This is a genomic window from Vibrio sp. L3-7 (assembly GCF_963898195.1).
Taxonomy (GTDB): Bacteria; Pseudomonadota; Gammaproteobacteria; order Enterobacterales; family Vibrionaceae; genus Vibrio; species Vibrio echinoideorum.
Genome location: NZ_CAWQUW010000008.1, coordinates 16,546 through 40,527 on the forward strand (window position 1 = coordinate 16,546; position 23,982 = coordinate 40,527).

24 protein-coding genes are annotated in these 23,982 nt (G+C 43.1%); 10 read left to right on the forward strand and 14 right to left on the reverse strand.

Annotation, left to right across the window (positions count from 1 at the left end; all coding sequences use genetic code 11):
• Nucleotides 1–275: 275 nt before the first annotated feature.
• A complete protein-coding gene (locus AACW75_RS07785) occupies nucleotides 276–1,508 on the forward strand; it encodes a GGDEF domain-containing response regulator (protein WP_017074217.1) in 1,233 nt (410 codons plus the stop codon).
• Between the two features lie 148 nt (nucleotides 1,509–1,656).
• On the opposite strand, the gene nqrM is transcribed toward AACW75_RS07785, so the two are convergent.
• From nqrM to bolA, 9 genes are all read right to left on the reverse strand, one after another.
• Nucleotides 1,657–1,911: a (Na+)-NQR maturation NqrM gene (gene nqrM / locus AACW75_RS07790; protein ID WP_017074216.1), complete on the reverse strand. Its 255-nt coding sequence runs from the start codon at nucleotides 1,909–1,911 to the stop codon at nucleotides 1,657–1,659.
• A gap of 16 nt (nucleotides 1,912–1,927) precedes the next feature.
• Nucleotides 1,928–2,932, reverse strand: a complete 1,005-nt coding sequence (locus AACW75_RS07795) for an FAD:protein FMN transferase (protein WP_017074215.1) — start codon at nucleotides 2,930–2,932, stop codon at nucleotides 1,928–1,930.
• Between the two features lie 172 nt (nucleotides 2,933–3,104).
• A complete protein-coding gene (gene nqrF, locus AACW75_RS07800) occupies nucleotides 3,105–4,331 on the reverse strand; it encodes an NADH:ubiquinone reductase (Na(+)-transporting) subunit F (protein WP_017074214.1) in 1,227 nt (408 codons plus the stop codon).
• Between the two features lie 29 nt (nucleotides 4,332–4,360).
• Nucleotides 4,361–4,957 (reverse strand): NADH:ubiquinone reductase (Na(+)-transporting) subunit E, encoded by a 597-nt coding sequence (gene nqrE / locus AACW75_RS07805; RefSeq protein WP_004735211.1) that lies wholly within the window; start codon nucleotides 4,955–4,957, stop codon nucleotides 4,361–4,363.
• A gap of 7 nt (nucleotides 4,958–4,964) precedes the next feature.
• Nucleotides 4,965–5,597, reverse strand: coding sequence for an NADH:ubiquinone reductase (Na(+)-transporting) subunit D (locus AACW75_RS07810; protein ID WP_017074213.1), 633 nt, complete (start codon nucleotides 5,595–5,597; stop codon nucleotides 4,965–4,967).
• Nucleotides 5,597–6,364, reverse strand: coding sequence for a Na(+)-translocating NADH-quinone reductase subunit C (locus AACW75_RS07815; protein ID WP_017074212.1), 768 nt, complete (start codon nucleotides 6,362–6,364; stop codon nucleotides 5,597–5,599). Before AACW75_RS07815 ends, AACW75_RS07810 begins: the two co-directional genes overlap by 1 nt.
• The gene (locus AACW75_RS07820) at nucleotides 6,354–7,598 is read right to left on the reverse strand and encodes an NADH:ubiquinone reductase (Na(+)-transporting) subunit B (protein WP_017074211.1); all 1,245 of its coding nucleotides are present in this window, start codon (nucleotides 7,596–7,598) and stop codon (nucleotides 6,354–6,356) included. The genes AACW75_RS07815 and AACW75_RS07820 overlap by 11 nt, the downstream gene beginning before the upstream one ends.
• Nucleotides 7,599–7,603: 5 nt before the next feature.
• Complete coding sequence (locus tag AACW75_RS07825; protein WP_017074210.1) at nucleotides 7,604–8,944, reverse strand: Na(+)-translocating NADH-quinone reductase subunit A; 1,341 nt, start codon at nucleotides 8,942–8,944, stop codon at nucleotides 7,604–7,606.
• Nucleotides 8,945–9,464: 520 nt separating this feature from the next.
• Nucleotides 9,465–9,773, reverse strand: coding sequence for a transcriptional regulator BolA (gene bolA / locus AACW75_RS07830; RefSeq protein ID WP_017074209.1), 309 nt, complete (start codon nucleotides 9,771–9,773; stop codon nucleotides 9,465–9,467).
• 175 nt (nucleotides 9,774–9,948) lie between these two features.
• Between bolA and AACW75_RS07835 the strand changes: the two genes are divergently transcribed.
• The 4 genes from AACW75_RS07835 (at nucleotide 9,949) to AACW75_RS07850 (ending at nucleotide 13,698) form a co-directional block, all read left to right on the forward strand.
• A complete protein-coding gene (locus AACW75_RS07835) occupies nucleotides 9,949–11,100 on the forward strand; it encodes a methyltransferase (RefSeq protein WP_017074207.1) in 1,152 nt (383 codons plus the stop codon).
• Between the two features lie 67 nt (nucleotides 11,101–11,167).
• Nucleotides 11,168–11,737, forward strand: a complete 570-nt coding sequence (locus AACW75_RS07840) for a YajG family lipoprotein (RefSeq protein ID WP_017074206.1) — start codon at nucleotides 11,168–11,170, stop codon at nucleotides 11,735–11,737.
• Nucleotides 11,737–12,285, forward strand: a complete 549-nt coding sequence (locus tag AACW75_RS07845; RefSeq protein WP_017074205.1) for a peptidylprolyl isomerase — start codon at nucleotides 11,737–11,739, stop codon at nucleotides 12,283–12,285. Before AACW75_RS07840 ends, AACW75_RS07845 begins: the two co-directional genes overlap by 1 nt.
• A gap of 54 nt (nucleotides 12,286–12,339) precedes the next feature.
• Nucleotides 12,340–13,698, forward strand: a complete 1,359-nt coding sequence (locus AACW75_RS07850; RefSeq protein WP_237297704.1) for an AmpG family muropeptide MFS transporter — start codon at nucleotides 12,340–12,342, stop codon at nucleotides 13,696–13,698.
• Nucleotides 13,699–13,774: 76 nt separating this feature from the next.
• On the opposite strand, the gene AACW75_RS07855 is transcribed toward AACW75_RS07850, so the two are convergent.
• Nucleotides 13,775–15,121, reverse strand: coding sequence for a DUF4397 domain-containing protein (locus AACW75_RS07855; protein ID WP_145570628.1), 1,347 nt, complete (start codon nucleotides 15,119–15,121; stop codon nucleotides 13,775–13,777).
• Nucleotides 15,122–15,707: 586 nt separating this feature from the next.
• On the opposite strand from AACW75_RS07855, the gene AACW75_RS07860 reads away from it, so the two are divergent.
• The 3 genes from AACW75_RS07860 (at nucleotide 15,708) to csdA (ending at nucleotide 18,826) form a co-directional block, all read left to right on the forward strand.
• Nucleotides 15,708–16,523 carry a nucleoside-specific channel-forming Tsx family protein gene (locus AACW75_RS07860; protein WP_135455466.1) on the forward strand — a complete coding sequence of 272 codons (816 nt, stop codon included), beginning with the start codon at nucleotides 15,708–15,710 and terminating at the stop codon, nucleotides 16,521–16,523.
• A 110-nt stretch (nucleotides 16,524–16,633) separates the two neighbouring features.
• On the forward strand, nucleotides 16,634–17,527 hold the full coding sequence (gene panE / locus AACW75_RS07865; protein ID WP_145570626.1) for a 2-dehydropantoate 2-reductase: 894 nt from the start codon (nucleotides 16,634–16,636) through the stop codon (nucleotides 17,525–17,527).
• An 87-nt stretch (nucleotides 17,528–17,614) separates the two neighbouring features.
• Entirely contained in the window at nucleotides 17,615–18,826 is a 1,212-nt protein-coding gene (gene csdA / locus AACW75_RS07870; RefSeq protein ID WP_145570624.1) for a cysteine desulfurase CsdA, read from the forward strand.
• A 69-nt stretch (nucleotides 18,827–18,895) separates the two neighbouring features.
• Here csdA and csdE read toward each other — a convergent pair whose 3' ends face one another.
• The 4 genes from csdE to AACW75_RS07890 form a co-directional block, all read right to left on the reverse strand.
• On the reverse strand, nucleotides 18,896–19,324 hold the full coding sequence (gene csdE / locus AACW75_RS07875; RefSeq protein WP_145570622.1) for a cysteine desulfurase sulfur acceptor subunit CsdE: 429 nt from the start codon (nucleotides 19,322–19,324) through the stop codon (nucleotides 18,896–18,898).
• A 73-nt stretch (nucleotides 19,325–19,397) separates the two neighbouring features.
• Nucleotides 19,398–20,207, reverse strand: a complete 810-nt coding sequence (gene tcdA / locus AACW75_RS07880; RefSeq protein WP_145570621.1) for a tRNA cyclic N6-threonylcarbamoyladenosine(37) synthase TcdA — start codon at nucleotides 20,205–20,207, stop codon at nucleotides 19,398–19,400.
• 113 nt (nucleotides 20,208–20,320) lie between these two features.
• Nucleotides 20,321–21,433, reverse strand: a complete 1,113-nt coding sequence (mltA, locus tag AACW75_RS07885; RefSeq protein WP_017074197.1) for a murein transglycosylase A — start codon at nucleotides 21,431–21,433, stop codon at nucleotides 20,321–20,323.
• An 81-nt stretch (nucleotides 21,434–21,514) separates the two neighbouring features.
• The gene (locus AACW75_RS07890; protein WP_145570649.1) at nucleotides 21,515–21,988 is read right to left on the reverse strand and encodes a DUF2850 domain-containing protein; all 474 of its coding nucleotides are present in this window, start codon (nucleotides 21,986–21,988) and stop codon (nucleotides 21,515–21,517) included.
• Nucleotides 21,989–22,149: 161 nt separating this feature from the next.
• Between AACW75_RS07890 and argA the strand changes: the two genes are divergently transcribed.
• Together argA and AACW75_RS07900 are read left to right on the forward strand one after the other, a co-directional pair.
• Nucleotides 22,150–23,487, forward strand: a complete 1,338-nt coding sequence (argA, locus tag AACW75_RS07895; protein ID WP_017074195.1) for an amino-acid N-acetyltransferase — start codon at nucleotides 22,150–22,152, stop codon at nucleotides 23,485–23,487.
• Between the two features lie 280 nt (nucleotides 23,488–23,767).
• Complete coding sequence (locus AACW75_RS07900; RefSeq protein WP_004735192.1) at nucleotides 23,768–23,959, forward strand: hypothetical protein; 192 nt, start codon at nucleotides 23,768–23,770, stop codon at nucleotides 23,957–23,959.
• Nucleotides 23,960–23,982: the final 23 nt, after the last annotated feature.

Genomic DNA, 23,982 nt, shown 5'->3' on the forward strand with positions numbered 1-23,982 from the left:
AACAATAAAAATACTTACAAATTTTTCTTCAAACTAACACGTCAGAGTTTAAAAACAGTCCATATCAACATGGATTATTTTCCTTACTTTCTCTTGGTCCGCATTACACATCTAGGATTAACTCAACCTTACAACTGTATCTATAAACAGTATAGCCGATTATTATCAAATTTAGAATGATCTGGAGTCCAGCTCAATAGGTTTCACTTCAATAGCTACCTACTATTCTGATAGTATTGTTAAGGAGTATTTAGTCTATTAAGTAGGGATCGCTTTTGAGTGAAAAAATACTAGTTGTGGAAGATAGTCGTGCATTCAGAAACTATCTTTACCAACAATTTAAGAACGATGGCTATGAAGTTGTATTGGCAGAGTCTGTCGAAGAAGCCAAAGCTATATTAGAGCAACAGACGGATTTCTTGTGTGCGGTTCTAGATTACTGCTTACCTGACGGTCAAGATGGCGAAATTATTGACTTAGTACTCGGCTATCAGCAAAAAATCATTGTTCTAACAGGCATGTTTAACAACACACTTCGAGAGCAGGTTCTTGCAAAAGGTGTGCTTGATTACATCCTAAAAGACAGCATGTCATCGGTAAGTTACTTACTTCCTCTAGTTAAACGAATTTCAAACAATCGATATCATAAAGCGCTGGTAGTAGATGACTCCGCTGTGGTTCGTCGATATGTAGTCCAACTCCTAGAACATCAATATATTCAAACCATCCAAGCTGAAAACGGAGAGCAAGCGCTAGAGCTCCTCCGAAACGATTCCGATATCACCTTTGTCGTCACTGATCACGATATGCCAAAAAAAGATGGTATTTCTATGACCCGTGATATTCGAGTCCATTATGACCGCAATCAACTTGCTATTCTTGGCTTGTCAGGCAGTGATGACCGCACAATGACGGCTCGCTTCCTTAAAGCTGGCGCTAATGATTTCCTTTATAAGCCATTTAACCAAGAAGAGTTTTTCTGCCGTATTCATCAACTACTCGATATGAAAGAAGCGACCAATGAGTTATTCCGCCATGCAAATGAAGATGCCTTAACAGGCCTATGGAATCGCCGTTACCTGTTTAATCAGATATGTAAGGGATGCCCACAACGTAATATCGCGATGATGGATATCGATTTCTTCAAGAAAGTAAATGACACCTATGGTCACGATGGTGGCGATGCAGTACTTGTCGCGGTAGGGAAGATCATCAAAGACCATTTCAAAGATGATGTGGCTGTTCGCTTTGGTGGTGAAGAATTTTGCATTCAAGCATGTAGGCCATTTGAAAGCTTTGTTGATGACTTAGAATCAATGAGGGTCGCGATAGAAAACCATGAAGTAATGCATGGCGATAATCGTATTAAAGTTAGCATCAGCATCGGAGTCACTGATGTAGACGCAAAGCTCGATGAACAAATAAAAGCGGCAGATGAGTTACTTTATACCGCTAAAGAGCAAGGCAGAAACCAGCTTGTGTTCGCTCGCAACACCCAGCAAGATTAATAAGTCATAACCAAACAAAATTCTTAACTTCCAAAAATTTGTAGATTGTAATGGTTACCTAAATTAAAAAGAGCTCAAGACGATAGGCCTTGAGCTCTTTGCACTTTAAGGAACTCGATTTCACTCGTTCCAGAATAAATATCGCAAATTAAGCAATACGGTCTTTACTCCAAGACGCTTCTTTTTGTTGGCGCTCAGCAAGTTTTTCTTCACGATATGCTTCGCGTGCTTCACGTTTTTTACGTGCATCACAAGGTTCAGGGCAGTTACACACTTTATCAATACCAACAGCACCTAAGCCACCACAGCTACCTTTCACAACTTTCTTTTGAACAATATAGCCAATCGACATTGCTGCGATTACTGCAAGAAAAACACCAAATGTAATCAGAAATGTATTCATAATTCTCTCGCTTACCTTATTTACCTAAGTATGGCTTAAATGCTTCAGAAGCAATCTCTTTAAAGCCATCTGCTGTTTTTACCACCATGAATGCAGGGATACCATGTTGGTTTGCGACTTCCATTCCTTTCACTTCACCTAAGACCATTAGGCCTGTAGATAAGCCATCTGCAGTCATTGAAGACGGATTTAAAACAGTCACAGAAACCACTTTATGGTGAAGAGGCTTTCCTGTTTCCGGGTTAATGATGTGTGAGTAACGCACACCATCACGCTCAAAATAGTTACGGTAGTCACCAGACGTTGCAATCGCCATATCACCCGGCTCGATGATCTCTTGAATGTTACGCTCTTCAACGCTTGGCTTCTCTATCGCGATACGCCAACCCACACTTTCACGGTTTAGGCCTTTTAAGCGGATCTCACCACCAACTTCTACCATGTAATTGTGTATACCAATTGAGTCAAGATAATCAGCTACAACATCGACTCCCCAACCTTTTGCGATAGTTGAAAGGTCAACATACAAGTTTGGTAAATCTTTCGTCAGTTTATTACCCTCAACGCTCAAATGATGAATACCAACCTTTGCTTTACGAGCAGCGATCTCTTCATTTGTAGGCACCACTTCAGGGCGCGCTTCAGGACCAAAACCCCATAGGTTAACTAGCGGGCCAACCGTAACATCCAATGCACCTTCAGTAAGACCGTTCAAACGAATGGCTTCTTTCACTACAAGAGCCGTTTGTTCAGACACTTCAAATGCGTCAGCGCCACGATGTTGGTTAAAACGGCTTAGTTCAGAGTCCTCACGGTAAGTCGACATCTGATCGTTCACTTCTTCAAGCAAACGATCAATCTCGGTATGAACTTTATTAGACTCAGGAAACTCATCACCGTTGATGTATTTAATATTGTAACTGGTACCCATTGTTGGGCCACTTAAATGTACTTGTTCTCTTGACTGTTCACAGCCAGCAAGAAAAATCAAAGAAGTTAATGCAACAAGCCAAATTCTCACTTGCTTACTCCTATCTAATGTTGAGGATTTATATAAGGAAAAATAAGAGAAAAATTAGGTATTTAATACCTTACTCTTTCTTATATAAGCCATTGTATTGTCAAAAAACAGTCTTATAAAAACAAATGGCTGACTCGTAGGAGTCAGCCATAATATCAATCACTTAAATGGATTAACCACCGAAGTCATCTAGTAGGATGTTTTCATCTTCTACACCAAGATCTTTCAGCATGCCGATAACAGCAGCGTTCATCATTGGTGGACCACACATGTAGTATTCACAGTCTTCAGGAGCTTCGTGATCCTTCAGGTAGTTTTCGTACAATACGTTATGGATGAAACCAGTGTAACCGTCCCAGTTGTCCTCAGGTTGAGGATCAGACAGTGCACAGTGCCACACGAAGTTCTCGTTTGCAGCCGCTAGGCCGTCGAAATCTTCAATGTAGAACATCTCACGCTTAGAACGCGCACCGTACCAGTAAGACATCTTACGAGTAGAGTTAAGACGCTTAAGTTGGTCGAAGATATGTGAACGCATTGGCGCCATACCTGCACCACCACCGATGAATACCATTTCATTGTCTGTGTCTTTAGCAAAGAATTCACCAAATGGACCAGAAATAGTACATTTGTCGCCTTCTTTAAGAGACCAGATGTATGAAGACATCACACCAGGAGCTACATCAGGATTGTTTGGCGGCGGAGTTGCGATACGCACGTTAAGCTTGATGATGCCTTTCTCTTCTGGGTATGAAGCCATAGAGTAAGCACGAATCGAATGCTCTTTAACGATAGACTCGTAACGGAACAAGTTGAACTTATCCCAGTCACCACGATATTCATCAGGAATATCGTAATCTGCGTATTTCACGTGATGTGGTTCAGCTTCAATTTGAATGTAACCACCCGCGCGGAACGGAACTTCTTCACCTTCAGGGATTGCTAGAGCCAATTCTTTGATGAAAGTAGCTTCGTTATCGTTAGAGATAACAGAACATTCCCACTTTTTAACACCAAAGATATCTTCGTCTAGTTCAATCTCCATGTCAGTTTTCATAGCAACTTGACATGCAAGACGTTCGCCTTCGCGAGCTTCGCCTTTTGTGATGTGATCAAGTTCAGTTGGTAAGATGTCGCCACCACCAGACTTAACTTTCACGCGACATTGACCACAAGAGCCACCGCCACCACAAGCAGAAGATACAAAGATACCAGCGCCAGCAAGGGCACCAAGTAGCTTGCTACCAGGTTGAGTAACGATCGCCTTTTCAGGGTCGCCGTTTACTGAAATAGTGATGTCACCTGATGGTACTAGCTTAGACTTAGCGAAAAGAATCACTAGTACTAGAGCCAATACAATAATGGTAAACATCGCTACGCCAAGAATAATGCTTTGCATTTGTTATTCCTTATTACTGGGTGCTTACCCTACAGTTGAACACCAGAGAAAGACATAAAGCCTAACGCCATCAGACCAACAGTAATGAACGTGATACCAAGGCCACGTAGACCTGGGGGTACGTCAGAGTACTTCATCTTCTCACGGATACCCGCAAGAGCAACGATAGCTAACATCCAACCCACACCAGAACCAAAGCCGTAAACAACGGATTCAGCAAAGTTGTAGTCACGAGTTACCATGAAAGATACACCACCAAAGATTGCACAGTTAACTGTGATCAGAGGAAGGAAGATACCTAGTGCGTTGTACAAAGGTGGGAAGAAACGGTCTAGAACCATCTCTAGGATTTGTACAAGTGCTGCGATAACACCAATGAATGCGATGAAGTTAAGGAAACTCAAATCGACACCTGCAACAAGTGCATTTTCTTTTAGAATGTGTGTGTAAACAAGGTTGTTTACAGGAACAGCGATTGTAAGTACTACAACTACCGCAACACCAAGACCAAAAGAAGTTTTAACTTTCTTAGATACCGCTAGGAATGTACACATACCTAGGAAGAAAGAAAGCGCCATGTTTTCGATGAAAATCGATTTAACTAGCAGACTAATATAATGTTCCATGACTACCTTACCCCTTCGCTTCTATTTGCTCTGGTTTGAACACACGAATTGCCCAAATCAAGAAACCAATTAAGAAGAATGCTGAAGGTGCTAGAAGCATCAAGCCGTTTGGCTGATACCAACCACCGTTGCTCACTAGAGGTAGAACTTCCATACCAAATAGTTTGCCTGAGCCTAGAAGCTCACGGAAGAAACCAACAGTGATAAGAACGAAACCGTAACCAAGACCGTTACCAAGACCATCGATGAAAGATGGGATTGGCGCAGACTTCATTGCGAACGCTTCAGCACGACCCATTACAATACAGTTAGTAATGATTAGGCCAACGAATACAGATAACTGCTTAGAGATATCGTATAGGTATGCTTTAAGCACTTGGTCTACCACGATTACTAATGATGCGATAATTGCCATCTGAACGATGATACGCACACTATTAGGAATGTGGTTACGGATCAAAGAAACAAAGAAGTTCGACAGAGCAGTAACAAACATTACCGCGATAGTCATAACAAATGCTGTTTCTAGTTTAGTGGTTACCGCAAGAGCAGAACACACACCAAGAACCTGTAGCGCGATAGGGTTGTTATCCAACACTGGCGCTAAGATGCTCTTTTTAATTTCTTTTGCACTAGACATTAGTTCAGACCTCCGTCACGAACTTTTGCTAGGAACGGACCAAAGCCCATATCACCTAACCAGAAGTCAAATGTATGTTGAACGCCAACGCTGGTCAGTGTTGCACCAGAAAGGCCATCAACACCGTGCTCAGAACCTTGAGGAGCGCCACCTTTAACAACCTGAATCGCTGGTTTGTGGTTTTCGTCGAATAATTTCTTACCAACGAATTGAGCACGCCAAGACGGGTTCTCAACTTCACCACCAAGTCCAGGAGTTTCACCTTGCTCGTAGTAAGTGATACCAGAAACCGTGTTGCCATCAGTTTCTACCGCAACGAATGCGTACATCATTGACCATAGGCCGTTACCGTGAACAGGGATGATAACTTTAGAAGTATCAGCGCCATCTTTCACTAGGTATACAGTACCCGTATTAGCACGACGAATGATCTTAGCGATGTCATCTTCAGCTGAAAGCTTAATTGACTGAGCAGGATCTTTTGCCGCTTTACGTTGGTCGAATGCAGCAGCATCGCCGTCAACGAAATCGCCAGTAGCGAAATCAACTAGACGAGGTTCGATGTTCTCTGCGTACAACGCTGGAACATCACCAGTAAGTTCAATGCCTGCAACTTCAAGGATCTTAGTTTGCTGATCCAGAACTGCGTTAGCTTGTTGCTTCGGTTTAAGAACAACTGCAGCTGTTGAAACGATGATTGAGCACACTAAGCTCAATGCGATAACAACAAACAGCGTCTTTTTAATGCTATCGTTATTACTTGCCATAGCGCGCTAGTCTCCGCTTAATGTTCTTCTCGATTACAACGTGGTCAAACAGAGGAGCAAATAAGTTTGCGAATAGAATCGCAAGCATCATGCCTTCTGGATATGCAGGGTTAACTACACGAATCATTACACACATTGCGCCGATTAGGATGCCGTACCACCATTTACCTTTATTGGTAAATGAAGCTGATACTGGGTCGGTCGCCATGAAGAACATACCAAATGCGAAGCCACCTAGTACTAGGTGCCAATGCCAAGGCATGCTGAACATTGCATTAGTGTCAGAACCAATCACATTAAATAGTGTTGATACCGCAATCATACCGATCATTACACCCGCAATGATGCGCCATGAAGCAATGCCCATGTAAACAATCATTGCAGCACCGATCATAAGTGCTAGCGTTGAAACTTCACCGATAGAACCTGGAATGTTACCAATGAATGCATCCATCCAAGTGATTGCTTCACCCGATGTTACGTTCATTAGAGCACTGCCGCCGCCTTGAGCCCATTGGCTAAGAGCAGTTGCGCCAGAGAAACCGTCAGCTGCAGTCCAAACTACGTCGCCCGAGATCTGTGCAGGGTATGCAAAGAATAGGAACGCACGGCCAGCAAGCGCAGGGTTCAGGAAGTTACGACCTGTACCACCAAAGATCTCTTTAGCTACAACAACACCGAAGGTAATACCTAGTGCTGCTTGCCATAGAGGAAGTGTTGGCGGAACGATAAGCGCGAATAAGATAGAAGTAACAAAGAAACCTTCGTTGACTTCGTGCTTACGCACCATACAGAACAGAACTTCCCAGAAGCCACCGACGATAAACACCGTCGCGTAGATAGGCAGGAAGTATGTCGCACCGAGTAGCATCTTACTGCCAACACCTGCATCGGGCCCTAAGGAGGCTCCAAGCATTTCGGTTAGCCAGTAGTGCCAGTTACCATCGATAACAGAAACTAATTCAGCGCCTGCGTACATATGGTTAAGTGCTGCGATAGCTTGACCACCTGCGTTGTACATACCCCAGAACATTGCTGGGAATACCGCAAGCCAAACCATGATCATGATACGTTTTAAATCAACGCTATCACGGACATGCGAGCTTTTCTTTGTAACTGTACCTGGTGTGTAGAAAAGTGTTGCTGCTGCTTCGTAAAGCGCAAACCACGTTTCGTGTTTACCACCTGGTTCAAAATGATGCTCGATGTCTTCAATAAACTTTTTAAGGCCCATGAAAATTACCCTTCCTTCACAATTGTATCTAGGCATTCACGAAGTAACTGACCGTACTCGTACTTACCAGGACATACAAAGGTACACAGTGCTAAATCTTCTTCATCTAGCTCTAGCGCACCAAGTGCTTGTGCACTATCAACGTCGCCAGCGCATAGATCGCGAAGCAGCAAAGTAGGCTCCATATCTAATGGCATTACTTTCTCGTAGTTACCAATTGGAACCATAGAGCGATCACTACCGTTTGTCGTCGTTGTCATGTTGAACAACTGACCTTTAAACACGTGACCAAGGAATGAACGAGTAACAGAGAACTTGTTCTTACCAGGCATAGCCCAGCCGAATAGCTCTTTATCACGACCTTCACGAAGAACCGAAACCTGTTGATGGTAACGGCCAAGGTAAGCATTTGGACCTGAAGCGTGAACACCAGATAACACTGAACCTGAAATCAGGCGAACTTCACCTGGCATCAACTCGCTGTCCGTTAACTCTTCAAGGCTAGCACCAATTTGAGTACGAACTAGACGTGGGTTGTTTACCACTGGACCAGCCAGAGAAACAACACGCTCAGAGTAAATTTCACCAGTAAGGAAAAGCTTACCGAATGCGATAACGTCTTGGTAGTTAATGCTCCACGCTACATTTTGTGCATTTACCGGATATAGGTAATGCATATGCGTGCCTGCAAGACCTGCAGGGTGTGGGCCATCAAAAACATGTTCTTCAACGTTAGACTGAGCTGAACGAGGTAAGCTAGTACCTTTTTTACAAACGTACACTTTACCGTTAGTCAGAGTTGAAAGAAGATCTAAACCAGCAACGAAAGCATCAGACTGCTCGTTAATAATTAATTCTGGCTCAGCTGCTAGCGGATTAGTATCCATAGCAGTAACGAAAATAGCCTGAGTTTCAGAATCAACTGCTGGAACCTTGCTGAACGGACGAGTTCGCAAAGCGGTCCATGCGCCAGACTCAACTAACTGAGCTTTAACCGTTTCACGGTCAAGGCCTGTTAATTGGTTAGCTTCATAGCTATTGAACGTGATTTGCTCATTGCCTGCTACTTCAATCACTACGGATTGAAGAACACGCTTAGCACCACGGTTCACTTCAATAACTTTACCGCTTGCTGGAGAAGTAAATACAACACCTGGGTTCTTTTTATCTGCAAAAAGAACTTGGCCTTTCTTCACTTCATCACCAACGCGAGTATGCATCGTAGGACGCATACCAACGTACTCTTCGCCAAGCAAGGCGACTTTAGTGATGGACTTACCATCATTAATCACCTGGGATGGAGTTCCTGCGATAGGAAGATCCAAACCCTTCTTTATTGTAATCATACGCACTTGCACTACTTTATCGGGAAAAAGATTCTTTTAATTGCGTAAATTCAGGACGTTTTAAAATCGCCCTTAGACACGACATTACAGTGTCCGGTTTTGGTAAATTTGAGATACCAAAATCGCAACATTATCTTAATAAACTCATCACACAAATCATGTGAGATTTATCAGGTGCCGTATACTAGCATTTTTTGACAACTTGATGCCATGACCAATAGCTTGAATACGGCCTTAATTTGGTGAGATTTGAAGCATATGGACTCTCAAATATGTATAAATTTGACGAGCCGCACAGATAAAATGGCTTTTGAATCGTGTTTTAAACAAGAGATTAATACTCTGTCACAAACTAATATTTTACGAGTTATGTTGAAACACTGTTAATAAAAACATTACTCATTGTAGGTATTTTAAACCGTTCAATTTGACATCAATTTGGGTGATATAAGAACGAAAAACACATAAGTTTGACGACCAAAAAAGCACTATTACGCTTCCTCTATCTGTATAAACCCTTTTACTTGCCACCGCCCATACACATTGGGCTATCTGGCACGTTATCTAGCTGCTTCATCCATTCATCTTTTGTATAAGTGTGAATAGACAACGCGTGGATATTATTCGCTAGCTCTTCTGAAAGTGCTTTATTTACCGCTCGATGACGAGCAATAAGACGCAACCCTTCAAACGTATCGCTGACAACAATCACTTTAAAATGACTCTCAGAACCAGCCGGAACATTGTGCATATAGCTCTCATTCACCACGTTTAAATGACTTGGTGAAAACTCATTGTGCAATTTTGTTTCGATAACTTCTTGGATCATTGTGATTCCTTAAATAGCGTATTGGCATTATCTGTCGCTCCAGTATAAACCCTAACTAACCGACTGTCTGAGTATTTCATCGCTGACTCGAGGGGTTTAGTCGAGTTTTTTATATCTTGTTCAGGCTGCATTTGAGACAATATCTTTGTTATTTCTTACATAAGTATCTCAAGCAATGAAAACTGAACTTACCCTTCACGATAGAACTTTAACCCTAAATCGTTTCCCCAATCGTTCAAATGAAACCCTTCAAGCTTGGGATGCCGGCGACGAATACCTGATTAGCCATGTTGAAGAGATGAATCTTGAACCTGGTAAACACATCCTGATCATGAACGACAGTTTTGGTGCCCTATCCGCTTGGTTCTCTAAAGATCATGACGTGACTATGATGAGTGACTCTTTTATCTCTCATCGCGGAACGCTAAAAAACTTGCAACGTAATCAAAGCAACCGTGTGAACTTTTTAAACACTATGGATGATATTCCACACGGTATCGACCTTGTGATCATGCAATTGCCAAAAACCAACCGCCACCTAGTATGGCAGTTGAGCCAGTTGCGCCAAGCACTGCCTGAAGGCAGCCAAGTGATTGGTGTGAATAAAGTAAAAGAGATCCACACTTCAACACTTAACCTGTTTGAAAAATATCTGGGTGAAACCAAAACCTCTCTGGCTAAGAAAAAGCATCGCCTTGTGTTCTCTTCTCCAAACTGCCAACCGATTCAAACAGTAGAGCCTAATGTTGAATGGGATGTTGATGGTGAAGATATTCGCTTGAAAAATTTACCAAATGTTTACTCAGGCGAGGCACTCGATCAAGGCGCTCGTTATATGTTGGAACACATCCCACAAGATCCAGAATTGCGTCACATAATTGATTTAGGTTGTGGTAATGGTGTACTGAGTGTGAAAGCAGGTCAGTTAAACCCACAAGCTCGTATTACCTGTGTAGACGAAAGCTTCATGGCTGTGGAATCTGCGCGCCAAAATGTAAAAGACAATCTTGGCGAAGAAGGTAACTTCCAGTTCATCGCAAACAACTGTTTAGATGGCTTTAAGAAAAACAGCACTTACTTAGTCATGTGTAACCCTCCGTTCCACCAACAGCAAGCGATTACAGATCACATTGCGTGGCAAATGTTCTGTGATGCAAAGCATGTTCTAAGCAATGGAGGCAAATTAATTGTTATTGGCAACCGCCACCTCGGATACGATGTCAAACTAGCAAGATTATTTGGTGAAGCGAACGTCGAAACGCTTGAGTTGAACCAAAAATTTGAGATATTACAGGCAACAAGAGAACCTGCTAATTTTAATAAATAGGCAGTAGACTGCTTCATAAGAATTTAAAATACCGAGCTTCTGGTGTGAATTTAGAAAGGATAAAGGAATGAAAAAACTGATTTTGGCTGCCTCTATTATGGCTTTAACAGCATGTTCAGCCCCTCAGCAAGAACAGATCAATGTAATGCCAGAAGCTTCGCTAAGCTCAAGCAACCTTGTACAAGGCAAAACATACACACTAACCAGTAAAGATGTTCGTGCAGCTCAGTACGTAGCATTGGTTGATAGTGGCCGTTCAAATATCCAGCCGATTCACGCTAAACAGAACATGCGTATTTCTCTAGAGGACGCATTAGCAAAACAACTGGAATCCCAAGGTTTCCGCGCAAGCGTAAATAGTGAAAACTCAATTGTTTTAGAGATTCAAGAAGCACTTGTTACCGTAGAACACACCATTATGGAAAACCAAATGGACGGTAAAGTCACACTTGAAGTTACCGCTGAGACACCTGAAGGTAAGCTTGTAAAAACATTCAACGGCACTGCAACTCGTACCGGTGCATTAAGCGCTTCAAACGACGACATTTCAATGGTTCTAAACGATGTGATCAACTTGGTTCTTACTGAAATCGCGAACGACCCTGAACTACAAAACTACATGAAGGAACGTTTCTAATGAGCCGCATTCTAACTTCTATCGCATTAATGCTGGTTAGCGTAAGCGTTTGGGCTGGCCCTAAAGTGAACGTAGAGACAACATTAGGCGACTTCACTATCGAGCTTAACCAAGAGCAAGCACCGGTTAGTGTTGATAACTTCCTTAAATACGTCGCAGACGGCAGCTACGAAGGCACTATCTTCCACCGAGTAATTCCTGGCTTCATGGCTCAAGGTGGTGGCTTTGATCAAGATATGAATCAACAAGCGACTTATGCTCCTATCAAAAATGAAGGCAGTAACGGTCTCAAGAATGATACAGCAACGATAGCAATGGCTCGCACTAATGCGCCAGATTCTGCAACTCGTCAGTTCTTCATTAACTTTGCTGACAACGATTTCTTAAATGCTAAAGGTGGTAACCCTGGTTACGCTGTATTTGGTACAGTGACTGAGGGCTTTGATGTCGTTCAAAAGATGGCAACCATTCCGACCAAGCGAGTTGGTCGTATGTCTGATATCCCAACAGACCCTATCGTCATCACCAAAGTAACCCTTCTTAAGTAATCTCATACAACGCCCTTAACCTCTTAAGGGCGTTTTTCTATACAAGGACGCCCTATGTCATCAGGCTCTCCCTCTCTTTCTTGGATGCAGACCTTCCGCAGCTATCTAGATAAACGTCTACTCTGGGTGTTTATGTTGGGTTGTTCGAGTGGCTTCCCTTGGGTTCTTATCGGCTCCAACATGTCTGGTTGGTTAAAAGATGCAGGCTTAACCCGTGCTGCTATTGGTTATTTCGGCAGTGTATTCGCTGTCTATGCCATTAACTTTCTATGGGCACCGTTGGTAGACAGAGTAAAATTGCCAATCCTGCACGCCATTCTTGGCCAACGACGCAGTTGGATATTTTTGTGTCAAAGCTTTGTATTAGTGTGCACGCTCTTCATCGCTGGAGTAAATCCAGCCAATGATCTGATGTTCACCTCTATGCTTGCTCTCGGGATCGCAATTGCGTCTGCGACCCAAGATATAGCGATTGATGCCTTCCGTATTGATTCATTCCCTAAATCGGAATCTTCCAAATTACCACAAGCATCCGCAATGGCCGTGATGGGATGGTGGACTGGATACTCTCTTCCTGGTTATCTCGCATTTATCAATGCCGATACCATCGGTTGGAACGGCGTGTATTATGGCATGGCTGGCGTCGTCATCATTCTGATGCTATTCACCTTATTTGTCGGTGAGCCAACAACACAACGTGAAGCATTACAAAAAGAAGCACAACAGCGCCATAATAAAGTGGTGGGTTCTAAAGTTGTGGCCTGGCTAAGCGTTACAGTGCTGGAACCGTTCTACGATTTCTTTAGACGAAATGGTGTTCAAGTTGCTATTACGCTTCTACTGTTCGTATTCCTGTTTAAGATAGGTGAAGCCTTCTTAGGCAGAATGTCGATTCCTTTCTATAAAGAAATCGGCTTTAGCAACGAACAAATTGGTCACTATTCCAAATTGATTGGTTGGGGCGCTACGATCTTTTTCACGCTGTTAGGCAGTATTTTTAACGTGAAATTCGGTATTGTACGTGGGCTAATGATTGGTGGCGTAGCAATGGCGGCCAGCAACCTAATGTTTGCATGGATTGCTCAAGTAGGGCCAAATGAAAACTTATTCTTGGCAACGATTAATGTCGATAATTTCACGACTGCCTTTTCGACCGTCGCATTTGTCTCTTTCTTAACGCTATTAACTGGGCAAGCCTTCTCAGCAACACAATATGCCTTGCTCGCATCCTTGGGGAATTTCGGTCGAACGACGTTGGCCTCCTTCAGTGGCGAGTTGGTCGACTTCCTCAATGATTGGTCAACCTTCTTTATACTGACATCATTAATGGTAATTCCAAGCTTGATCATGCTCTATTCGTTACGCCACTTTTTCACTGATTTGTTAGAAAAAGCGAAAAACAACCACGAATAACAGTAAAAGAAAACAAAATAAAAGAGGGTAGCATTGGGCTACCCTCTTTTATTTTCTGATTGCTAGTGCCAAAGAACTAATCTGTTGAGTCACTGACAATTAGATTAAAACCCGTTCCCATCGAATCATCAATCGCGACGACTTGATACACGACACCGTCTGCCAAAGTTACAGGCGCAGAGTCAATGGCAACAGTAGTTGGATCTCCTGCTACAGTAATCGTCACGTAGTAAGATCCCGCTGCCATATAAATACCATTCGCGTAATCTTTGAACTTCACATCACTGAGTGCCGGAGTGCTACCAGATATACCCACGTTTTCAGTCAAGTAAATATCAACTGAAGCTGCAATCGGGTTAGCCGCCGCATGAGTAATATTCAATACTGCACTGGTTGCAACTGGGCGTCGATTTTCAGGAACAACGAGTACTTCCAAGTCTAGAGGCGATACTGTCCCCACGGCATACACGCTGTAATCCATACCGGCAAATACCGCCAAACCATCTACATCAATAAATGTTGGAGACGTCGTTGCAGTTTCATAGATGTCAATATCGTAGCTTCCTGCAGCTAAATCTAAGAACCCACGAACTTCTTTAAACATCAAAGCATCGAGCGGTGTAAACTGGGCTGAATTTACATACACATCTACATTTGGTGCACCATCCACAAGATGCCCTACTCTCACTTCTGCCGTCTCGGCCATATCGTAAATTAAAGATGAGCCTTTACCGTCCATCACCATAAGTTTCACTGGAGATACACTATTTGAGTCAGCTCTTGGCACCGCCGCTATGGTTAGCTCACTACCGCCAGACAGAGTGATTTCTCCAGAGTCAAAAGCAATGGCACTGCCACTTACCGTTTCAAGTCTCACACGATATTGTCCTGCGGGAATATTGAGTACGTCAGTAAAGTCTTTATAACCGAGAGTGCCAAGCGGAGCGCCCAATGGATCACTCGGACCTGTAACGTATAAGTTCACGTCCCCAACACCAGATGCCGCATGAACAACCTGCACATCTAAACTTGAGCTTGTTGCTGTACCACTCGCAGGTCTCGTCACGACTAAAGCCTCAACTGGATTATTCGAACCGTCAGCATCACCAACTACCATCACTGTGTAATCAGTATCGCTGCTCAATTCAAATTGGTTCTGAGATATTACGGTTAAAACGGCATCACCAGGGAGTTGAACGTCAACTTGAACGGAAGTCTGCCCAGCCGTCACTGATGTATACCCTGATGCCTGAGCATAATCAACGCCAGTCCAACGAGCCTGACTGTTGACAATAACATTAGCTAGGGGCGCATCGGGTGATGCATGGACGGCTTGAAGTTGAGTCGTCGGTTCATCGTCGTCATCACACCCAACAATTAACAAGGCTGACATCGCTACAACGAGTATTGGTGAATATTTCATCGGTCTTCTCTCCAAAAAAGTTAGACCAGTTCGTCACACGAAAGATAAGCTCTTTAACAAATCTTTAAACATCATCTCAAAATTTAGTGCAGTGAACTGTCCCAAGGTTCTCCGTGATTCAAAAAGCAACTAGGTTTAGAGACCTGGCCAATCATCACATGAGTTGTTCATCAATTGATTCCAACATCATTACGACGTTGGTCAAAAATAGATCAAAGACTAGATTAGGCGGTTGGTTGAATGAGTCATTTTTCGCGAGAAAACGCTTCGAAAGGAATACTGTTGATTTTGATATGCATGTCACTCGATTCAGTAGAATCGTTTGCTTAGGACGGTAATTCACCAATTTATCTACAAAATAATCAAGTTTCACAAAATCAATAGAATTAGAGGTGCATCAAGATGCATTGCCATCTTAAAGTTCCATCATTTAGATCGTTAGTGTGATCAACCTCACCATAATAATTATATTTTTCACTCTGTCTCACTTTTATTTGAGAACAAAATCGCTATTATGCTCGGCATTCGGACATACAAACACGCACGGATTAGCGGGTTACTTATTTTAAACATAGAGAGTTCCATTATGCGTAAATCACTTCTAGCTCTTGGCCTAATTGCAGCAACATCTGCTCCAGTAATGGCGGCTGATTATTCTGACGGCGACATCCATAAAAACGACTACAAATGGATGCAGTTCAACATTATGGGTGCAATCAACGAGAAAGGTCCTTACGAATCTACTCATGATTACCTAGAGATGGAATTTGGCGGTCGCTCAGGAATCTTCGACCTTTATGGTTATGTTGATGTATTTAACCTAACATCAGACTCAAGCAGCGATAAAGCAGACAAAGATGGCAAAATCTTTATGAAGTTTGCTCCTCGTATGTCTCTTGACGGCCTAACTGGCAAAGACCTCTCTTTCGGTCCAGTTGAAGAACTCTACCTTTCAACTCTTTTCGAGTGGGATGGTAACAACGGTGGTGTTAACACTCAGAAAGTTGGTCTTGGTTCTGACGTAATGGTTCCATGGTTCGGTAAAATGGGTCTAAACCTTTACGGTACATACGACTCGAACCAAAAAGATTGGAACGGTTTCCAAATCTCGACTAACTGGTTCAAACCATTCTTCTTCTTCGAGAACGGTTCATTCATCTCTTACCAAGGTTACATCGATTACCAGTTTGGTATGAAAGATGAATACGCTCAAGTAAGCAACGGCGGCGCAATGTTCAACGGCATTTACTGGCACTCAGATCGCTTTGCAGTTGGTTACGGCTTGAAACTATACAGTGATGTATACGGTTTTGAAGACGGTGCTGACCTTCCGTGGGATGCAACTTCACAAGCTGATTCTTCTGGCGTAGGTCACTACGTTGCAGTAACTTACAAGTTCTAATCGAACTTCTAAGAAAGTTTCCAAAATGGCACCCTCGGGTGCCATTTTTTATTGCTTTCATTTAATGCCTCGTTATCCTTGCAGCATCACTTTCTTATCTCGGTATTGCTGTGAACATCTCAATTATTGGGCCTGGAGCTATCGGCTCTTTGTGGGCTATCAAACTCTCTCAAGCTGGTCATAATGTGTCTTTGTGGAGTCGCTCCACTGATAACTCAATTGACTTATCGCTTGATGGACAAGCTTCACTTTCCTTCAGTAACAACTATATCGAGAAGCTATCAGAGAGTGACTTAGTGATCATCACGGTCAAGGCTTGGCAAGTAAAAGAAGCCACTATTCCATTGCTTCAATATCTCGACCCTGACACTATTCTTATGTTCATGCATAACGGAATGGGCGCGGTCGACAACATCGCCGCTCAAATTGATGCTCATCCAACAGTACTAGCTACCACCACCCAAGCAGCATTCAAACCCAATCGCAACAATGTATCCCACACAGGAATAGGCCAAACTCAACTAGGTGCTTTTAACCTCAAAGGTCAGCAATGCACTTTTTTAGTTGATGTGTTGGAGCATGCCCTACCTGTTGTAAGTTGGAATCCTGAGATAAAAACAGCGCTATGGACTAAGCTCGCCATCAATTGTGCCATCAACCCACTCACTGGGTTGGAACAAATCAAAAACGGAGATCTTGCTGACAAAAAATTTAGCAACGTTTTGAGATCTATAATTAAAGAACTCACGCAAGTGATGCAAGCTGAAAGCATTACTTGTTCATTCGGCGAATTAGAGACAAGCGTCAAACAGGTTATCCAAGCCACGGCGAAGAACAACTCATCCATGAAGCAGGATATGTTTTACCAACGAAAGACAGAGATAAACTTCATTACCGGACACCTTATAAAGACAGCACTTAAGCATCAGATAGAGGTTCCCGTTAACCAAAAGCTGTTTGCTCAAGTCAAAGAACGAGAAAATAGCTGGAATCATCAAGATTAGTCAGCAACAGTTAACAAGTCGCGATAAAATAACGATACCGCTAAGCATAACGCTAGCACCAATTTCCAAGATTTTAGGTAAGAATAGATGCTTGATATCAATCACATCCGAGAGCAGTTCCCTGCGTTATCACAAACCATCAATCAACAACCGTTGGTTTACTTAGACAGCGCGGCAACGACACAAAAACCTCAGGTGGTTATTGATGCCATTAGCCAATATTACTCCAAACAAAATGCCAATGTTCACCGTGGTAGTCATAGCTTAACAGCGAACGCGACCAGTCAGTTTGAAGCGGCAAGAGATAAGGTCGCTCAGTTTATTGGTGCAAGATCTTCAAAAGAGATCATTTGGACTCGCGGAGCCACCGAAGCACTCAACCTGATAGCTCAAACCTACGCAAGAAGTACCCTTCAGCCAGGCGATGAGATCTTGGTTAGCGAAATGGAACATCACGCCAACATTGTGCCTTGGCAAATTGTGGCAGAGCAAACCGGGGCTAAAGTCGTTAAAGTGCCGATGAGATCGGGTTGCGAATTTGACCTAGTCGCGTTTGATACGCTTTTAAATGAACGAACCAAGATTGTTGCATTAGCTCAGATAACCAACGTGACGGGTTCTCGTCAGCCAATTGAAGCTGTCATAGAAAAAGCACACAAGATGAATGCGATTGTGGTTATTGATGGCGCGCAAGGCATCGTACACGAGCCCGTTGATGTAGCTGCTTTAGGCGCGGATTTCTACGTATTTTCAGGGCACAAACTCTACGCTCCTGCGGGTATCGGTGTACTTTATGGCAAACTTGAATTGCTCGAAGCGATGCCTCCATGGCATGGTGGTGGCAAAATGGTTGAGCGCGTCTCTTTTTCTGGCACTACTTTTTCTGAACTGCCTGGTAAGTTCGAAGCCGGAACACCAAATGTAGCCGGCGCGATAGCATTAAGCACTGCAATAGAATGGTTGAGTGGTTTTGCACAGCAATATGTCGAAAATCATATCCACCAGCTTCAGCACGAAACCTACCGTGCACTCAGTAAACTGGATGATATTCAGGTTTTGGGGTATCAGCCCAACGCAAGCGTGATTACTTTTGTGATGGATGGTGTTCACCATCAAGACATTGCGACACTGTTAGATCAACAAGGTATCGCGGTACGCGCAGGACATCATTGTGCTCATCCATTAATGGATGCGCTTAATGTGAAAGGAACGGTACGAATTTCATTTGGGATTTACAACAACATGGATGATGTTGAAAAACTGATTGCTGCAGTAGAGAAAGCAGTAGATATGCTGTAGCGAGTAGCAAAATTGTTTAGGGTTGGCGTTCTTCGTCAACCCTTTTTATATTTGCTTGTTCGTAATGGACTACGCACTTAGCTCTTGGATTTGAGCAACAATCGCTTTTAAACCATTACCGCGAGATGGGCTCAAGTGTGTGATTAGACCGATTTTTTCAAAGTAGTCGTCAATATCGAACGCTTGAATCTGCTCTGATGTTTTGCCGTCATACGCAGCCATCACTAATGCAATCAGACCGCGCACGATACGAGCATCAGAATCAGCACAAAAATACCAAACACCGTCGATGTTCTGAGAAACTAGCCAGACTTGGCTTTCACAACCAGAAACTACAACCTGCTCACTCTTCAGCTCATCAGGCATGCTAGGTAATTTCTTACCCCATTGAATCACTTGGCGATAACGGTCTTCCCAACCGCTGAATGTCTGCATTTTTGCGACAATATCATCACTGGTAATTTCAGTACCAAATGGAGAGCTTGGGAATGACATCATTTTAATATCCAATAGATTATGACTAAATGTACAGGTGACAATGGTTTAGTGTTGTTAAGCAAATAATAGAGAACTACTTAGAGTGCTTTTGAATGATCTTTTCTACGATACGAGAAACAGCCACAAAGCCAAAAGTCGCGGTTACAACCGTTGCTGCACCGAAACCCGTCGCACAGTCCATGCGTTTTGGCCCTTCTGCAGTCGCTTTCGCAGCACATACGCGACCGTCAGCTTGAGGGTATTTAAGTTGCTCAGTAGAGAACACACAATCAATACCAAATTTACGATCTGGGTTCTTAGGAAAATTGTGGTGACGACGTAAAGTATCTTTAAGCTTCTTCGCTAGCGGATCTTGAATTGTCTTAGTCAGATCGGCGACTTTAATTTGAGTTGGGTCGACTTGCCCACCCGCGCCACCCGTGGTGATCACTTTGATTTTGTTACTTCGACAATACGCCAACAACGAAGCCTTGGCTTTCATGCTATCAATCGCATCTAACACAAAATCGAACTCTTTCGACAAGTACTCAGCCTGATTGTCAGGGCCAATGAAATCATCAATCAAGTTAACTTTACACTCAGGGTTAATCAGCTTAACGCGCTCAGCCATCACTTCGATTTTGCTTTTGCCAACGGTGCCCGACATTGCATGGATCTGGCGATTGATGTTAGTCACACACACATCGTCCATATCGATCAAAGTCAGCTCACCTAAACCGGTACGAGCAAGCGCTTCAACAGCCCATGAACCTACGCCACCAATACCGATCACGCACACGTGCGCTGCTCTAAGTATGTCGACTTCACTATTGCCATATAGGCGGCGAGTGCCACCAAATCGTTGGTCATAGTTTTCTGAAGCTGGTGTGGTCAATTCACGCATTATTGCCGCCAATTTATTTCTGAGAAAAAGAAAAGAGTGCGTTTTATACGCACTCTTGAATTAAAAGTCTAGGGGATTAGCGATTCGCTTTCAATGCCCTATTTTATTGTTGTTTACTCGACCTTTTCAGGAGGCAAAGCCCAAGGCGCTTCGGTTGCACTGCCATCTAAGCCAAGCTTCCATACACGACCAAAATGCTTGTAGTGACCCGCTTCAGTACCCGCTCTTGGGCCCATACCGTGGTAGAGATCTAAATGGTTCTGCTTAACTGCGCCACCGGTATCCAAAACCAGTAACAGTCTTAGTTGGTGCGCACCGCTCCAAGTACCGTCTGCATTCAGTAATGGAACCTCCGCAAGTATTGGTGTTCCCATAGGGAGAATAGAGCGATCACCTGCGACCGCAGCCATTGGTAACAATGGAATACCAGCACTTCCCATTACCGACAAGTCTTCTCTAGAACTAAAGAAGACAAAAGAAGGGTTTTGCTCAAGCAGCTCTTTTACCACTTCAGGCTCGTTCGCCAATACCCATTCTTTGATTGCCTTCAGTGACATTTTTTCACGAGGGACTAAGCCTCTATCGATCAATACACGACCAATACTCACGTAAGCTTTGTTGTTTTTACCAGCATAAGCAAAGTACTTGAGCGTATCGTCGTCACCAAAATGCACAAAACCACTGCCTTGCACTTCCATCATAAACGGATCGATACGGTTTGCTGCATAGCCAAGTTCAAGGCCTTGCCCTTCTAATGCACCATTATAAATTTCTTCGCGAGTCGGACACTCTTTATCACAATCAGGAAGTCCATAAACAGGAAAACGATATTCTTCATTCGCTTCATGACGCAATTCTATGACAGGAGAAAAATAGCCGGTAAACAAAACATTACCTTGCTTATCTCCACCACCAAGTTGAGCGGTTTGAACGCCAAAGTTAGCTAATTCGCTAGGATCACCGCTCAGCATCGCCCACTCGTTGAGTTGTTGATACAGCGGTTCATAGATCTTAGCCATTGAAGGGGACTTAGAAACCACCATCTCAGCTTGTTCTGAAAACGCGGTGTAGTCTCTTGGTTTGTTGGATTCAACCTGATCGACCTTATTTAAGGTACGGGGAAATTCATCATCAAGGTGTTGTTGAGCACGATCGGTGGGTTGAGCACAGCCAAATAAGAAAGAGGCGGCAACAAGGGGAAGCCATTTTTTAATCACAAGAGTCATCCTAAAAATTCTATGCATCGAGGATGACAAAAACGGTCAGATAACACAATCTTAGATTGTAAGAGTTTACAGTAAGATAACCTATCGAACTGAATTATCGATATATCCCTTAAGACGGAAGATAGGATTGTAGTGAGCACCTGAATCGAGCACCATTTCTGTATTGTCAGCATTAGTCATACGAAAGCGGTACTTTTTATCACCTGTTTTATATTCAAAGTAGCTACCGTCAAAGTCAAAGTTAGTCGACACAACCGAGCCACGAACTGACACACCATTCGCATTAAGCACAAACTCATCTGTCGCATAATGGGCAACATCCTGCTCTACCCAAGTACCGTATAGCAAGTGGTCAGGCGTTGCTGCATCTTGTACTCGAGAAAGCACATCGCTAAATAAAGAAACCACAGCAAATGAGCCCACCAAGGCTAATACCATCAAGCAACGTTCGATGATCTTACGCTTCAATTTAGATTGATTGCGTTGTTCTGCTTCACTGTAAAGGTTTTTCGTTATTTCATCGATCTTGTTCTTTCGTGCTGGCGCTTGTTGCATTCGGTTACTACTCATAAAGATGCTGTATACATTCTACACTGAGACAGTTTGTATAATGAAGTCTCGATGAGAATAGTTTGCGCTTTATTCCAAAAACATGTTGTTTAGATTTGAATTTAAATGCTAAATTAACGAATAAATAAACAAAATGGATTTGTTCTGTGAAATTAAGAAGTACAGCGCTAGTAAAAGGCTTCAGACAATCAACACCTTACGTGAATGCTCACCGTGGCAAAACCATGGTCATTATGCTGGGAGGCGAAGCCGTTGCCGATAAGAATTTCGGGAACATTATTAGTGATATAGCCCTCCTCCACAGCCTGGGAGTCAAGATTGTTCTCGTGCATGGAGCCAGACCACAGATCAACCAACTGTTAGCAAAGCAAGATTGCCATACGCCTTATCACAAGAACATTAGAGTCACCGACGAATATTCTTTAGGTGTGGCAATGCAAGCTGCGGGTCAATTACAGCTGGCTATTACTGCTCGCCTTTCAATGAGCCTAAACAACACACCAATGGCTGGTACTCAACTTAATGTCATGAGTGGTAACTTCATCACGGCTCAACCTCTGGGTGTGGATGATGGTACTGATTATTGCCACAGCGGGCGCATTCGTCGAATAGATATAGAAGGGATTAATCGCACACTCGACCAAGGTTCTATTGTGCTGCTTGGGCCTATTGCCAGTTCCGTGACTGGCGAGAGCTTTAACCTGCTCTCTGAAGAGGTCGCGACTCAAGTTGCCATTCGTTTAAAGGCCGACAAACTCATCGGGTTTTGTTCAGAGCAAGGCGTAACAGACATAAACGGTGATGTACTCGCCGAACTATTCCCTAAAGACGCCAAACAAATTCTTGAACGCTTAACTCAATCTCAAGACCCAGCTGAAGATATGAGTACAGGAACACTGCGATTCTTGAAAGGCGCAATCTCTGCTTGTCGTGCAGGAGTGCCTCGTTGTCACTTAATCAGCTACAAAGTGGATGGCGCATTAATCCAAGAGCTGTTCTCTTTCGACGGTATTGGAACCCAAGTGGTCATGGCTAGTGCCGAGCAAGTCAGACAAGCTCAGATTGATGACATTGGTGGTATCTTTGACCTTATTCGCCCGCTTGAAGAACAAGGTATTCTCGTTCGTCGTTCAAGAGAGCAGTTAGAACAAGAAGTCCATCGTTTTACCATCATTGAAAAAGACGGTCTGATTATTGGCTGCGCTGCACTATATGCTTATCCAGAAGATCACATGGCAGAAATGGCGTGTGTCGCTATCCACCCTGACTACCGCGATGGAAACCGTGGGCAATTACTGCTGGATTATATGCGTCATCAATCCAAGTCGCGTGATATCGACCAGATCTTTGTTCTTACCACACATAGCCTTCACTGGTTCCGAGAACAGGGTTTTTACGAGATAGGTGTTGATGAATTACCGATGGAAAAACAGGGGTTATACAACTATCAGAGAAACTCAAAAATCTTAGCGCTAAACGTATAAACAAAGTTTTGGATCAAAATCTCACTTTGATTTCAAATTAATTGCAAATGTAATCGTTTACTATATGAGTTTTATTAACTATGCACTTTAACTCACACCAATAATTGTATAGAATTTGCACGTTTTATGAATATCAACAAACGTTTTTATTGGAATACCCCCCAATGTTTAACCTATAACATTGAGGTGGTCACTGCACGGATTGCTATACCCGTTAACGGTCAACACGCTAGAAGCCGTTCTGACCGTTGATATAAACAGCAAAAAGAGCAACATTGATATGAGAACCATTGTTTGTAACTCGCTGCAAAGTTTTTGGGATATGGCTGATAACCAATTCTTAGAAGGGCTAGACGTACACTGCGTGTTCCCTGTGAGCGAGAATCTAAAAGAGTTTATTTTGAATTGCCAAGCAAAGTACAAGATAAACCACATATCGTTTACTCGAGCGTTTTTAAGCAAAGAGTCTTAATAACGTTCAAAGCAACCAGGGAT